We start from the raw sequence: 14408 nt of genomic DNA, 5'->3' as shown, positions 1-14408 counted from the left end.
GGATGGGATCGCGGCGCCGTATCCCAATCCGCCGAGCGACCCGCCTCGGCTCGCCGGTAGGGGCGATACGGCTCGATTCACATGGAGATGCCGCCGGGCGCTTTTGCGTGTGACACAATGGGGAGGCTCCCGCTTCCGCGCGCCGCGGCGCGGGATGCCGTATTCGTGATGCGGACTCGCACGTGGGGGAGAAGGGGACATGCCGCGCATCTTCAATATCCAGCGGTTCTCGACGCATGATGGGCCGGGCATCCGCACGACCGTGTTCTTCAAGGGCTGCCCGCTCGCGTGCGCGTGGTGCCACAACCCCGAGTCGCAGGCGGCCTCGCCCGAGCTCATGGTGGATGCCGACCGCTGCGTCTCGTGCGGCTCCTGCGTCCCCGCGTGCCCGGAGCACGCCATCTCGCGCGACGGGGAGGGCCGCATCGTGACCGACCGCGACCGCTGCGCCGCCTGCGGCGCCTGCGCGGACGCGTGCCCAGCCGGCATCCGCGAGATCGCGGGCGACCTGCAGCTGCCCGTGCGCGACCTCGTGCGGCGCCTGCTCGCCGACCGCATGTTCTTCGAGCGCTCGGGCGGCGGGGTCACGCTGTCGGGCGGGGAGTGCCTGGCGCAGGACGTCTCGTATCTGGAGGAGCTCTGTCGCACGCTGCACGGCGAGGGCGTGCACGTGGCCGCGGACACCTGCGGCCTCGCCCCGCGCGAGACCGTCGAGCGGCTGCTGCCGTTCGTCGACCTGTGGCTCTATGACGTGAAGGCGCTCGACGATGAGGTCCATCGCCGCTACACGGGGCACGGCAACGCGCCCATCCTGGCGAACCTCGAGTATCTGGCGGATCGCGGCGCGACGCTCAACGTCCGGGTGCCCGTGGTGCGGCCCGTGAACGACGGCGAGCGGGATATCGCCGCGCTCGCCGCCTATGTAAGGAATCGTATCGGCGACGTGCGCGTCAGCCTGCTGCCGTATCATACTGCAGGTAACGGAAAGTACCGGAGGCTGGGCAGGCAGGTGGACGCCCGCGCGTTCGCCGTGCCCGCCGCCGAGCACATGGAGCGCCTGCGGCAGATATGCATCGGGCAGGGGCTCACCGACGTGGAAATCGGGGGGTAGGGGACTCGCCATGGCAGAACAGATGATGACGGGCTCGGCGACAGCCGAGGGAGGCTTCGCGTGCAGGGGGCTCGACGCCATCGAGGCGGCGCTCGCCCGCGTGCGCGCGCATGCGGCGCCGACGCGCATGACGTCGCACGCCACCTGGGAGGACGACCGCGGCATGAACGACCGCGTGAAGCGCCTGCGCCACCAGTCCGAGACGACCCAGCCTTACCTCGACATGGAGCGCGCCCTGATCGAGACCGAGACCTACCTGGCCCATGAAGGGACGGTTTCCACGCCGGAGCTGCGCGGCATGGTGCTGCGCGACTACTTCGCGAAAAAGACGATCTCCATCGAGCCCGGCGAGCTGATCGTGGGCGAGAAGGGGCGCGGCCCCCAGGCGGCGCCGACCTTCCCGGAGCTGTGCTGCCACACGCTCGAGGACATGCACAACATGAACGACCGCGAGCAGGTGAGCTTCCGCGTGACCGATGACGACCTCGCGGCGCAGGCCGACATCGTCATCCCGTACTGGAGGCACCGCGCGAGCCGCGAGAAGATCATGCGCGCCCAGACGCCCGCCTGGCACGATGCGTTCGAGGCGGGCATCTTCACGGAGTTCTACGAGCAGCGCGCCGGCGGCCATACGTGCCTGGGCTCCGAGCGCGGGGCGCACGCGGGCTTCGACGAGATCCGCGCCGACATCCGGGCGGCCATCGACGCGCTCGACTACATGGCCGACGACCATGCCGTCGCCAAGCGCGACGAGCTTTCCGGCATGCTCATCGCGCTCGATGCGGTGACGGTGCTCGCCGAGCGCTACGCCGAGCTCGCCTTGTCGCTCGCCGAAGCCGAGCCCGACCTCGTGCGCGCGGCGGAGCTCTCGCAGATCGCGGAGAACTGCCGGGTCGTGGCGCACGGCCGCCCGCGGACCTTCTGGCAGTGGATCCAGCGCTACTGGTTCATCCACCTGGCCGTCACGAGCGAGACGAACCCGTGGGACGCCTACACGCCCGGCAGGCTCGACCAGCACCTGATTGGCTACTTCCGCGCGGACCTCGCCGCCGGCACGCTCGACCGCGACCGGGCGCTCGAGCTGCTCGAGTGCCTGTGGGTGAAGTTCAACAACCAGCCCGCGCCGCCGAAGGTGGGCGTCACCCTCAAGGAGAGCGGCACGTACAGCGATTTTGCGAACATCAACACGGGCGGCATCGCGCCCGACGGCACCGACGGCGTGAACGAGGTGTCCTACCTCATCTTGGACTGCATGGACGAGATGATGTTCATCCAGCCCAACTCCAACGTGCAGATCTCGCGCAAGACGCCGCGCCGCTTCCTCGTGCGCGCCTGCGAGGTGGCGCGCGCCGGCTGGGGGCAGCCGGCGTTCTACAACACCGAGGAGATCGTCGACGAGCTGCTCGCGGCGGGCAAGAGCCTCGCCGACGCGCGGCGCGGCGGCGCCTCTGGCTGCGTGGAGACGGGCTGCTGGGGCTATGAGGCCTATCCGCTGACCGGGTACTTCAACCTGCCGAAGATCCTCGAGATCACGCTGAACGACGGCGTCGACCCCAGAAGCGGCAAGCTGATCGGCCTGCGCACGGGAGATGCGCGCGCGTTCGGCAGCTACGATGAGCTTTTCCGCGCCTATCTCGCGCAGATGCGCCACTTCATCGACATCAAGGTGCGCGGCTCGAACGTCAACACCCAGATCTGCGCGCGCGAGAACCCCGTGCCGTTCATGTCGCTCATGACGGAGGACTGCATCGCGCGCGGCGAGGACTACAATGCCGGCGGCGCGCGCTACAACACCACCTACCTGCAGGGGGTGGGCATCGGCTCCATCACCGACGCGCTGGCCTCGCTCAAGTACAACGTGTTCGACGAGCGCCGCGTCACCATGGCCGAGATGCTCGATGCGCTCGCGACGGATTTCGCGGGCGACGCGGGCGCGCGCATCCGGGGCATCTGCGCGCGCAGGACGCCGAAGTACGGCAACGACGACGAGTACGCCGACGCCATCATGCGCGAGGTGTTCGAGGCGTTCCGCGACTATGTGACGGGCCGCCCCAACATGCGCCGCGGCGAATGGCGCATCGACATGCTGCCCACCACGTGCCATATCTACTTCGGCGAGGTGACGGGAGCCTCGCCGTCGGGGCGGCGCGCCGGCGAGCCGGTGAGCGACGGCATCTCGCCGGAGGCGCATGCCGACACGGCGGGCCCCACCGCCGTGATCGCGTCGTGCGCGAAGATGGACCACGCGTCGACCGGCGGCACGCTGCTGAACCAGAAGTTCGCGCCCGGCGCCATCGAGGGCGAGCGCGGCCTCGCGAACCTTGCGGACCTCGTGCGCACGTACTTCGATATGGGCGGGCACCATATCCAGTTCAACATCGTCGACCGCTCGACGCTCATCGACGCGCGCGAGCATCCCGAGAACTACCGCGACCTCATCGTGCGCGTGGCCGGGTTCTCGGAGAAATGGTGCAATCTGGGGCGCGACCTGCAAGACGAGATCATCAACCGCACGGAGCAGACGTTCTAGGCGCGCCTGCGGCGCGCCGCGAGAGGAGACGACATGGCGAAGGAATTGGCACTGATCGGCTGCGGCAACATGGGCAGCGCGATCGCGAAGGGCATCGTGGGCGCGGGACTCATCGCGCCTTCGGATATCGTGGTGGCCGACGTGATGGAGGCCGCGCAGCAGCGGCTCGCCGCCGAGCTCGGCTGCGCGGGCACCTGCGACAACGCCGCGGCGGTGAGCGGGGCGAGGATCGTGCTCATCGCGGTGAAGCCGCAGTATCTCGACGACGTGGTGCGCGGGTTCGCGGGCAGCGTGGCCGACGGCGCGCTCGTGGTGTCCATCGCCGCCGGCGTGACGCTGGAGCGCCTGGAGGGCCTGCTTGGGTCGCAGCGCAAGATCGTGCGCGTCATGCCGAACCTGCCCGCGATGGTGCTTGCCGGCATGAGTTCGCTCACGCCGAACGCAAACGTCTCGGCTGACGAGATCGCGCACGTGAAGGAGCTCTTCGAGAGCTTCGGGCGCGCCGAGATCGTGCCGGAGCACCTGATCGACGCGGTGATCGCGGCATCGGGCAGCTCGCCTGCCTACGTGTGCGTCTTTATCGAGGCGCTCGCCGACGCGGCCGTGGCCGAGGGCATGGCGCGCGCCCAGGCCTACACCTTTGCCGAGCAGGCGGTGCTGGGTACGGCCAAGTATCTGCTCGAGACGGGCATGCACCCCGCGCAGCTGAAGGACATGGTGTCGTCGCCCGCGGGCACGACCATCGAGGCCGTCGCGGCGCTCGAGGCAGGCGGCTTCCGCGCGGCGGTGATCGACGCGGCGCGCGCCGCTGCCGCCAAGAACCGCGCGATGTAGGTTTCTGACACCGCGGGCGACGCACGTTTCCTACAGGGGAGCGTGCGTCGCCTTTTTGGAAGGGGAGGGTCGATGGCTCGCACGCTCTATCTGGTCCGTCACGGGCGGACCATGTTCAACGACAAACGGATCATCCAGGGATGGTGCGACTCGCCCCTCACCGTCGAGGGCGTCGAGCAGGCGCGCCGCCTTAAGGCGTATTTCCGCCACGAGGGCATCGCGTTCGACCATGTGTACGCCTCGACGCTCGGGCGCGCTCGCCAGACGGCGGAGCTCGCCTCGGATCTGCCTTGTGTCTGCGTGGACGGTCTGCGCGAGTGGTTCTTCGGGGCGTACGAGGCCGAGCGCATCGAGCTCATGCCGCCGCGCCCCTGGGGCGACTTCTTCTGCCAGTTCGGTGGCGAGAGCCAAGATGCGGTCCGCGAGCGCATGAGTGCCACGCTCACCGACATCATGAGCCGACCGGGGCACGAGTGCGTGCTCGCGGTGTCGTCGGGGTCCTCGTGCCGCGAGTTCTTCGCGCGCTGGGTGTCCGATGCGGACGTCTACCGGGCGGGTGTCGCCGGCAACTGTTCCATCATGCGCTTCACCTTCGACGGAGCTGCCTTTACGTTCGAGGACCTGATCGACGCAGACCAACAGCAGCGCGCGCTCGAGAGCTGAGCGCACATGCGCCCACCCGTGCGTGGTCATCTTGTGGTGAGCGGCGCCCATTTTTAGAAAAATCGACAAGCCCCCTTTTGCGCCAGGCGTGCGCGGATATATACTCGGATGCGTAGTGCAAACGTTTGCATACTGCGGAAACGATGAGCATATGAGATGGGGGCGCATATGGTGGGCGCGCAGCAAAGGTCTTTCGGGTTTCGGTGCGGGCAGATGGTCGTCGGCCTGCTATTCATCGGCGCCGGCATCGCGCTCGCCAAGTGCACGGCGACCGGCACCTCGCCCATCTCGTGCATCCCCGCCGTCATGACCGAGATCTGCGCGCGTTACGACCTGCCGCGCATCTCGCTCGGCATGTTCTCGTTTTTGTTCAACGCGCTGCTGCTCGCAGGTGAGATCGCCCTGCTGCGCGGCAAGGTCAGCCCGAAGATCTTCCTGCAGCTCGTCCCGCTGGCGGTCATGACGGTGTCCATCGATATCTGGGCGATCCCGTTCGGGATGCTGCCGCTCGACGGCTACCTTATCAGCCTGGTGGCGCTGCTCGTGTCGGTCGTCTTCATGTCCGTCGGCGTATTCCTCGAGGTCGATGCTGACGTGCTCGCGGTGCCGGGCGACGAGTTCGTCAAGGTGCTCGCGCAGGTGACCGGCGAGCCGTTCTCGGTCATCAAGACCACGTTCGACTGCTCGCTCATGGCGTTTTCCGCCTCGCTGTCCCTCATGCTGCTCGAGGGCCTGTTCGGCGTGCGCGAGGGGACGGTCGTGAACGCCATGCTCGTCGGCATCTTCATCGGTCTTTGGCGGCGCCTGTTCGGCCGCGAGACGGGACCGAAGACGGCTCAGGAGGCCGAGGCCCACGCCATGCTCGAGGAGGCGTTCGAGGAGTAGGCGAGGGCGGGTGCCGTATGCGACAGGGGCGATGTCGCGCGCAGGGTTTGGTGGTACCCCTGCGCGCGACATCGCCCCTGTTCTGTTCTAACGAGCTGAAGACGCGCTCCCCGGAGGAAGCGCGCGTCGCCTCCGTTACTTGGCGATGCGGTGGATGAACAGGCCACTGCGCAGCTTCGGCTCGAACCAGGTCGACTTCGGCGGCATGAGCAGGCCCGCATCCGCCACGGCGAGCAGCTGGTCGATGGAGGTCGCGCACATCGAGAAGGCGACGCCCTCCGTACCTGCACGGCGCTCGAGCTCCTCGATACCGCGGATGCCGCCCACGAAACTGATGCGCGGATCGCCGCGCACGTCTTCGATACCGAGAATCGGTGCGATGAGGTGGTCCTGCAGCATCGAGACGTCGAGCGCGGCCACGGGGCCCGCCGCCGCAGCCGTCGCGGTAAGCTCTTCGGTGGGCTCCAGGCGCCACCAGCGGCCGTCGGTGTACATCCCGATTACCCCGGCGCGCTCGGGCGTGACGGCGCTTTCCGCGGGTGTCACCTCGAAGCCGGCTGTGCGCACGCGCTCGATGAGGCCGTCGGCGTCGAGGCCCGCCCGGTCGGCGACGACGCGGTTGTACGGCAGGATGGTGAGCTGGCTTGCCGGGAACAGCACGGCGAGGAAGAAGTTGAATGGCTCCTTGCCGGTGAGCGTGCCGGCTTCGCGCGCCTCGTCGCGCATGGCCTGGGCGACCTTCACCGCCGAGGCGGTGCGGTGGTGCCCGTCGGCGATGTAGGCGCACGGCACCTTCTCGAACATGGCGTGCAGGGCCTCGACGGCCTCCGGGCGGGCGATCTCCCACACGGTCTGGCGCACGCCTTCGTCATCTGTGAAATCGTAGAGCGGCGTGGCGGTTTTCGCCGCGCCGATGATGATGTCCAGCACGGGCTGGTCGCGATAGGTGAGGAAGATCGGGCCGGTCTGGCAGCCCAGGGCGCGGATGTGCTCGATGCGGTCGCGCTCCTTCTCCGCGCGGGTGAGCTCGTGGCGCTTGATCGTGCCGTCCTCGTACCCATCCACCGCGCACACGCCCACGACGCCGGTCTGGGAGCGCCCGTCCATCGTCAGCTCGTAGATGTAGTAGGAGCGGTTGCCGTCGGCGATGTAGGTGCCGTCGTCGATACGCTCGCGCAGAAGATCGGCGCCGCGTGCGTAGACCTCGGGGGCGTACATATCCTGCTCGGGCGGGAACTGCGTCTCGGGGCGGTCGATGTTCAGAAACGACAGCGGGCGGTCGGCCACGTAGGCGGCCGCCTCGGCGCGGTCGAAGACGTCGTAGGGCAGCGCCGCGACCTCGGCGGCATGCTCGGGGACGGGACGGATGCAGGGGAAGGGGAGAACGCGCATGGCGTGCCTTTCACACGTGGGTTGCCATATGAGTGCCATGATAGCGTATGGGGTCGCTCCGCCCGGCGCGAGGCGCGATCGGGGCGTCCGCCTGTCGGCCCGCATGAGAGGGCGGGCCGACAGGCGGGGACGAGAGCGTGCCCGGGGCGTGCGGCTTGCGGATGCGCCGGGTACCTACCACAGCGTGCGCTCGAGCAGGCTCGTGAGGACCCGCTCGACGCGCTCGATATCGGCTTTCGGCACGAATTCGTTCGGCTTGTGGGCAAGCGCGAGCGAGCCGGGGCCGTAGGAGGCGCAGGTGCGGTTCGCGCAGCGCCCGGCGATCACGGCGGTGTCGGTGTAGCCGGTGAAGAAGCCGATGGGGGCGGGGGTCCCGCAGTCCTCGGCGACGCGCGAGAGGACGGCTACGAGCGCGGAGGCCGGGTCGCGCTCGATGGCGGGGCGGTCGCCGGTGACGACATAGGTGCCCCGCACGCCGGGAACCGCCGCCTCCGCCTTGGCGATGCCGTTCTCGACGATGGCGCGCGCCGCCGCGGTGTCGGTCGGCGGGACGAGGCGCATGTCGATCCAGACCGTGCAGGCGTCCGGCACGACGTAGGGCTGGTAGCCTCCGGTGATCTGGCCGAACGTGACCGTCGCGGGGCCGAGCTCGGGATGTGCGGGCAGCTTCGCGAACGCGTGGCGGATGCGCGCGATCGCCTCGGCCATGGCGGCGATGGCGTCCGCGCCCTGCCAGGGTTGGCTCGCGTGCGCCGTCACGCCGTGCATGGTGAGCTCGAACCAGGTGCGTCCCTTGTGCGCCACCTGGATCTGCCCGTCGGTGGGCTCGGTGTCGAGCACCCATTCGTCCGCGCCGACCCAGCCCGCCTCGATGGCGGCCTCGGCGCCCCGCATCTGGTCCTCCTCGTCCACCGTGCAGATGAGCGAAAAGCCGCGACGGGGCAGCTCGCCGCGCGCGGCGATGTCGCACAGTAGCGAGAAGAGGGCGGACAGCGCGCAGGCAAGACCGCCTTTCATATCGCAGGCGCCGCGTCCGTAGAGGCGCCCGTCGCGCTCGAGGGCGGAAAGGGCCCCGATGCCCTCGTCCCAGCCATCGCCGAGCGTCACGGTGTCCATATGGCAGATGTAGACGAGGCGGCTCTCGTCGGTGCGGCCGGGCACGGTGACCATGAGGTTGCGCCTGCCGGGCGCAACCTCGAGCTCCTCTGTGGCGATGCGGGCCGCCAGATCGGCAGGCAGAAGCTCCCGGGCCTGCTCGACCATCGCCAAGATGTGCCGCTCGATCTCATCCTCATAGGCTCCCGGATCCGAGCTGTCGATGCGTACGAGCTCGGCTGCGAGCTCCCAAGCCGATTTCATGGGCTGCGCTTCCCTTCGCGTCTTTGTCCCTGTCCTTTGGCAGTGACGATGTGGCACCTGGAAACCCCGTCCCCGATGGAGACATGTCTCCATCGGGGACGGGGTAGTTTGAGGACATCGTAATACGGGCGCGGCTATTTGATGACGCGGACGCGGTAGATCGCGGGAATGCGCTTCAGCGCCTCGATGGTGGAGGTCTCGAGGTGCTCGTCGGTGTCGAACATCGTGTAGGCGTTCTCGCCGGCGCTCTCGTTCACCATGCGCTGCACGTTGGCGTTGTCGTCGGCGAGGATCCGGGTGATCTGGCCGATCATGTTCGGCACGTTAGCGTGCAGGCAGGCGATGCGCGACGCGGCGCGCGCCTTGCCCATGGAGCAGGCGGGGTAGTTGACGGAGTGCGCGATGTTGCCGTTCTCCAGGTAGTCCTTGAGCTCGGAGATGGCCATGTCGGCGCAGTTCGCCTCGGCCTCGCCCGTGCCCGCGCCCGAGTGCGTGGTGATGAACGTGTTGGGCATGAGCACGGTCTTGGGCGTGGCGAAATCGCAGGCGAACCAGGAGAGCTGGCCGGTGTGCAGGGCGGTGTCCACGGCGTCCTCGTCGACGATGGTCTCGCGCGCGAAGTTGACGAGCACGGCGCCGGGCTTCAGCAGGGCGAGCTGCTCGGTGGAGATCATGCCCACGGTATCGGCCTTGCTCGGCACGTGGAGCGTCAGGTAGTCGCAGCCGCGGCAGAGGTCCTCGAGCGTGCCCACGCGCTGGACGTTCTGCGAGAGCGCCCAGGCGTGCTCGACGGAGATGAACGGGTCGTAGCCATAGACGTCCATGCCCAAATCGACGCAGGCGTTGGCGACCTTGGAGCCCACGTTGCCCAGACCGATCACGCCGACGCGCTTGCCCTTGAGCTCGTGGCCGACGAAGGCCTTCTTCGCCTTCTCGGCGTTCACGAGGATGTTCGGGTCGTCGGCATGGTCGCGCACCCACGCCATGGACTGGACGATGCCGCGGCTGGAGAGGATCATCATGGCGATGACGATCTCCTTCACGGCGTTGGCGTTCGCGCCGGGGGAGTTGAACACGACGACGCCCTGCTTGGCGTACTCCTCGATGGGGATGTTGTTCACGCCGGCGCCGCAGCGGGCGATGGCGCGAATGGACTCGGGCAGCTCGTAGCCGTGCAGGTCGGTCGAGCGCATGAGGATGGCGTCGGCGTCGGCGGTCTCGTCGACGAACTCGTAGCCCTCTCCGAACTCGACGTCGCCGTCGCGCGTGATGTCGTCGATGGTCTTGATGTAGCGCATGGGAAGCTCCTATCGATGGATGCGGATGCGCGCCGCGCGCGCCTGCGCACGGCGGTTCTCGTAAGGTTGTTCGGGTGGGTGCGTAACGGACGGTCTGGGGCGGCTCGCCGCACGCAGGAGGGATGGCCCGCGGCGCGCGGGCTAGAGAGATCGCGCGGACGGGGCGTGCTCGGCCTCGAAGGAGCGCATATAGGAGACGAGCGACTCGACGGCGCCCATGCTGACCGCGTTGTAGATGCTCGCGCGCATGCCGCCCACGAGGCGGTGGCCGCCGACGCCGACGATGCCGCGCTCGGCGGCACCCGCTACGAAGGCGGCGTCGAGATCAGCGTCGCCGCAGGTGAACGTGACGTTGGCGATGGAGCGCGACGAGGGCTCGGCGGTGCCGCGGAACAGCGCGCTGTCGTCGAGCACGCGGTAGAGGAGCTCTGCCTTCGCGCGGTTGCGCTCCTCCATGGCGCGCAGGCCGCCGGTCTGCTCGATCCAGGCGAAGACCTTGCCGCACAGGTAGATGCCGAAGGTGTTGGGGGTGTTCAGCATGGACCCCTTGTCCGCCTGGGTGCGGAAGTTAAGGTAGCTCGGGCAGATGGGGAGCGCGGGGCCGTCGGCGATGAGGTCCTCACGAACGATGATGACGGTCACGCCCGCGGGGCCGGCGTTCTTCTGCGCGCCGGCGTAGATGAGCCCGTAGCGCTCGACGTCGAGCGGGAGGGACAGAAAGCAGCTCGAGACGTCGGCTACGAGCGGGACGTCGCCCGTATCGGGCAGCTCGCGGTACATCGTGCCGAAGATCGTGTTGTTCTGGCAGATGTGGACGTAGTCGAGGTCACCGGCGGCGCAGCGCTCAGCGACCGGCGCCAGGTCCGGAATGCGGTCGAAATGCGTGTCCTCGCTCGTGGCGAGCAGCTCGGCCTCGCCGTAGCGCGCAGCCTCCTGCCAGGCCTTTTTCGCGAAGTTGCCCGACACCACGTAGCCGGCGCGCCCGTAGCGCATGAGGTTCATCGGGATGGCGGCGAACTCGAGTGTGGCGCCGCCCTGCAAGAAGAGCACGCGATAGGTGTCGGGGATGCTCAGGATGCGGCGCAGGCAGGCTTCCGTCTCGTCATATATCTGCTGGTAGGTGGCGGAGCGATGGCTCATCTCCAGCACGGACATACCGCAGCCGCGATAGTCCATGAGCTCGGCTGCCACGTCAGCGAGAACGCTTTCGGGCAGTGCCGCCGGGCCTGCTGAGAAGTTGTGCACACGCGCCATATCGAGGGCCTCCGTACCAGTCTTTAGGGCTTGTGCCTCCCCACTCTAGCATAGGGGTCCATACAAGCCGCAATCCTTAACCTGCCCGAAATCTCACCGCGGTATGCATGCGCTTCCGAAAAATGTGCGCGTTTTCGATGGCATATGCACGACGGCGGCGCGCAGGGTCGCATATCATGCGCGTGGGCGCTACAATAACGTTCAACTTGAGCTTTAAGGATGAGGGGGCCACGGCATGGCGACGTACGTCACATCTGATGCGCACGGGCACGCCCGCGCGCTCGACCGTGCGCTGGAGCGGGCGTCGCTTACCCGCGACGACACGCTGTACGTACTCGGTGACATGATCGACCGCGGGCCGGACCCAGTCGGCGTGATGAGGATCGTCCGCGCTATGCCGAACGTCCATGTCCTCATGGGCAACCACGAGAGCATGATGCTTGACGCGCTCGCGGGCGGGGGGCAGGCCGACATCCTCACCTGGGAGATGAACGGCGGCTATACGACCGCGAGTGGCCTCGACGCGCTTGCGCGCGAGGAGTACCTCGAGCTCGTGGAGTGGGTGGGGTCGCTGCCGCTCTTCGACATGGTGGAGGTCGCGGGCAGGATATACGTGCTCGTGCACGCGGGCATCGACGCGCTCGAGCTGCGCGGCTACCTGGCCACGGCGGGCTATGACCCCGAGCTCGGCTACAGCCACGTGCCCGCCGACGTGATGCGCGCCGGTCTGTCCGAGCAGGCGGTCGAGGACCTGCTGTGGATCCGCGGCGATTTCTGGGGCGAGCCGACCGGGTTGGTGAACGCGTGCGGCAAGGGCCCTGTCGTCATCGCGGGCCACACGCCCACGGTGCTGCTCGCGCGCTATGCGAACGGTATGAGCCGCCGCGTGCTCGACGAGGACGGCCGCGCCTGCATGGTCGAGGTCGGCGCGAGCTGGGACACCTTCGGGGTGGCGGACCGCATCGACATCGACTGCTCCGCTGCAGCCGGCGCGCCCGCCGGGCGCGTGGGCATCCTGCGCCTCGACGACCGCCGCATCTTCTACGGCGAGATCGAAGATAACGACTAGAATTGCGCCGATTGCGGGCCTGCCTTTTGGGGCGCCTCGGGGTGCGGAGGGTTTGCGCCCGCCAGCTGCTCGCTGTCGACGGTTTTAGGCGCTCCTCCGGGCGAACGTGTGAGGAGGGGGTCAGGGCGAAGGCCGCCAACTGGGATTTTGAACGCTTGCAAGGTGCCTGCCCACGCGGTGCGCCCGGCGGCGCGCCTAATATCGAAAATGCGGAGCAGTTCGGTGCCGTCGGGCAACCGCCGGGGTGGGGGACGCCCGTGGGCGATAGGCGGCATCTCGGGGAAATGCCGTTCAAATTATCCCGCGCCCGCAGGCGCTGTGTCGGACGCCCGGGACCGTCGGGGCGAAAGCCGGCTCGATCGCGGTTCAGAATATGCGAAAGGCCCCGCAAGCGCCGTTCGCGCCGGCATCTGCCGCCCCTCGCCGCGCGGCTACTTCTCGGCGCCCGCGCGCCGGATGTCCTCGATGGCGGCGAAGGGGTCGAGGTCCTGTGCGATATGGTGGCGGATGCGCACGTATTGCCAGATGAGCAGGGCGAGCAGCAACACCATGACACCGAGGTAGCTCACCACAGCGCCGGTGAGGCCGAACAGGTTGACGAGGACGAGCGGGGCTGCCACCGAGGCGGCGAGTGCGATGAGGTAGAGGCGCATGACGTCGCCGGCGCGCCGGAGCACCGTCACGATGGCGTAGAGGAAGTCGATGGCCGCCGTGACGCCGCCCGCGCACACCATGAGGTAGGCGAGGGGTCGGAACCGCTCGAAATCGATGCCGTACATGAAGCTCATGAGCGGGATGCCGAGCCATCCCATGAAGACGGCGGTCGCGAGCGTGAGGGCCACGATCACCGCCATGACCGCCACGACGATAAGGTCGAAGCGGCGGCGCTTGCGCGGGTTCGCCCAGATGCTCGCCAGGCGCAGCAGCTGGGGCTTGTAGATGAACCCGGTCGAGAGCAGGATGCCCTGGGCGGGGAAGTACAGCGCGTTGAAGTAGAGCTGGTTGTCGTAGGCGATGGCGCCCTCCATCACGAACTTCGGCATGCTCTCGATGAGGTTGAAGATGAACAGCGCGGCGAACAGCGGGAAACCTTGTACGAGCAGGTGGCCGACCTCGGCTGGGCGCGGGCGGCGCGACTTGTCGGTCTCGAGCAGGGCGAGCGGCACCGTGACGAGCACGAGCGAGGCGACGGCGGCGAGCGCCATGCCGATGGAGGCGACCTCGAGCGAGCGGAAGATGAACAGCAGCACCGCGAAGGCGACGACGGCGACCACCGAGCGCAGCGCCTGGCTGATGCCAGCGAGGTAGAGCTTGTCCTCCTGCTGGAGCCGGCCCTCGTAGACGTCGGCGATGCCGTCGACGACCTTGTAGACGAACACGCCCTGGCAGATAGCGATCATCTGCGGGCCGTACCCGCGCAGCGCGCAGTAGGCGGCGCCGGCGGCAAGCGCGATGGCGGCCGTGACCCAGCGGCACACCTGGTACGACGAAAACGAGCAGCGCTCGTCGATATCGGAGACCTGGAAGTTTCGGATGCCGTAGTTCGACACGATCATGAGCAGCGTACCCGCCACGAAGGCGAGCGAGAACATGCCCGCGCCCTCGGCGCCGGCAAGCTGCGTGGCGATGACGGTGAGGAGGGGAAACGTCACGCCCCAGATGGTGGTGCCGAGGGTGTTCCACAGGTAGTCGCGCCCGGTGCTGCCGCCTTGATACTGCGCTTCCTGTTCGGAGAGCGACCCCTGGTAGATCGCCTCGAGCAGGCGGGTCCACCAGCGGTTGACGAGCCGGGCGACAGGACCCGGCTCGCGCCGGGCGCGCGCGGGTGCGGATACGGCCTCGCCGCGGTCGGGCGCCTCGCGGAAGTGGGGCGCGTCGCCGCGGACGTCGTCGCGCCGTGCGCGCAGGTGGCGGAGATGGTCGAAGGGCGTTTTGGACACGCTGCCTCACTTATGGACTGCGGATGGGTGCCGGGCGCGCGGCGGCGCTTCCGGTATCGGTTGTGCCCGATTA

11 protein-coding genes are annotated in these 14408 nt (G+C 68.2%); 6 read left to right on the top strand and 5 right to left on the bottom strand.

Annotation, left to right across the window (positions count from 1 at the left end; translation table 11 throughout):
- Window positions 1–199: 199 nt before the first annotated feature.
- The 5 genes from H6A21_RS02105 to H6A21_RS02085 all read left to right on the top strand — a co-directional run bounded on the left by H6A21_RS02105 (window position 200) and on the right by H6A21_RS02085 (window position 6023).
- On the top strand, window positions 200–1111 hold the full coding sequence (locus tag H6A21_RS02105; protein WP_204559938.1) for a glycyl-radical enzyme activating protein: 912 nt from the start codon (window positions 200–202) through the stop codon (window positions 1109–1111).
- 10 nt (window positions 1112–1121) lie between these two features.
- Window positions 1122–3641 (top strand): trans-4-hydroxy-L-proline dehydratase, encoded by a 2520-nt coding sequence (hypD, locus tag H6A21_RS02100; RefSeq protein ID WP_204559937.1) that lies wholly within the window; start codon window positions 1122–1124, stop codon window positions 3639–3641.
- 33 nt (window positions 3642–3674) lie between these two features.
- Window positions 3675–4475, top strand: coding sequence for a pyrroline-5-carboxylate reductase (gene proC / locus H6A21_RS02095; protein WP_204559936.1), 801 nt, complete (start codon window positions 3675–3677; stop codon window positions 4473–4475).
- Window positions 4476–4547: 72 nt separating this feature from the next.
- A complete protein-coding gene (locus tag H6A21_RS02090; RefSeq protein WP_204559935.1) occupies window positions 4548–5138 on the top strand; it encodes a histidine phosphatase family protein in 591 nt (196 codons plus the stop codon).
- A gap of 168 nt (window positions 5139–5306) precedes the next feature.
- Complete coding sequence (locus H6A21_RS02085; protein WP_204559934.1) at window positions 5307–6023, top strand: YczE/YyaS/YitT family protein; 717 nt, start codon at window positions 5307–5309, stop codon at window positions 6021–6023.
- A 135-nt stretch (window positions 6024–6158) separates the two neighbouring features.
- On the opposite strand, the gene H6A21_RS02080 is transcribed toward H6A21_RS02085, so the two are convergent.
- From H6A21_RS02080 to serC, 4 genes are all read right to left on the bottom strand, one after another.
- A complete protein-coding gene (locus H6A21_RS02080; protein ID WP_204559933.1) occupies window positions 6159–7415 on the bottom strand; it encodes a DUF1015 domain-containing protein in 1257 nt (418 codons plus the stop codon).
- Between the two features lie 174 nt (window positions 7416–7589).
- Window positions 7590–8774 (bottom strand): M20 family metallopeptidase, encoded by a 1185-nt coding sequence (locus tag H6A21_RS02075; protein WP_204559932.1) that lies wholly within the window; start codon window positions 8772–8774, stop codon window positions 7590–7592.
- Window positions 8775–8908: 134 nt separating this feature from the next.
- Window positions 8909–10072, bottom strand: coding sequence for a phosphoglycerate dehydrogenase (locus H6A21_RS02070; protein ID WP_204559931.1), 1164 nt, complete (start codon window positions 10070–10072; stop codon window positions 8909–8911).
- Window positions 10073–10213: 141 nt separating this feature from the next.
- Window positions 10214–11326 carry a 3-phosphoserine/phosphohydroxythreonine transaminase gene (gene serC / locus H6A21_RS02065; protein WP_204559930.1) on the bottom strand — a complete coding sequence of 371 codons (1113 nt, stop codon included), beginning with the start codon at window positions 11324–11326 and terminating at the stop codon, window positions 10214–10216.
- Window positions 11327–11561: 235 nt separating this feature from the next.
- Between serC and H6A21_RS02060 the strand changes: the two genes are divergently transcribed.
- The gene (locus H6A21_RS02060) at window positions 11562–12395 is read left to right on the top strand and encodes a metallophosphoesterase family protein (protein WP_204559929.1); all 834 of its coding nucleotides are present in this window, start codon (window positions 11562–11564) and stop codon (window positions 12393–12395) included.
- Window positions 12396–12826: 431 nt separating this feature from the next.
- Here the strand turns inward: H6A21_RS02060 and H6A21_RS02055 are convergent, their stop codons facing one another.
- Window positions 12827–14335, bottom strand: coding sequence for a lipopolysaccharide biosynthesis protein (locus tag H6A21_RS02055; RefSeq protein WP_204559928.1), 1509 nt, complete (start codon window positions 14333–14335; stop codon window positions 12827–12829).
- Window positions 14336–14408 lie beyond the last annotated feature (73 nt).

The sequence above is a fragment of the Collinsella tanakaei genome (assembly GCF_016902615.1).
Taxonomy (GTDB): Bacteria; Actinomycetota; Coriobacteriia; order Coriobacteriales; family Coriobacteriaceae; genus Collinsella; species Collinsella tanakaei_A.
This window is presented reverse-complemented; position numbering and strand designations above follow the sequence as displayed.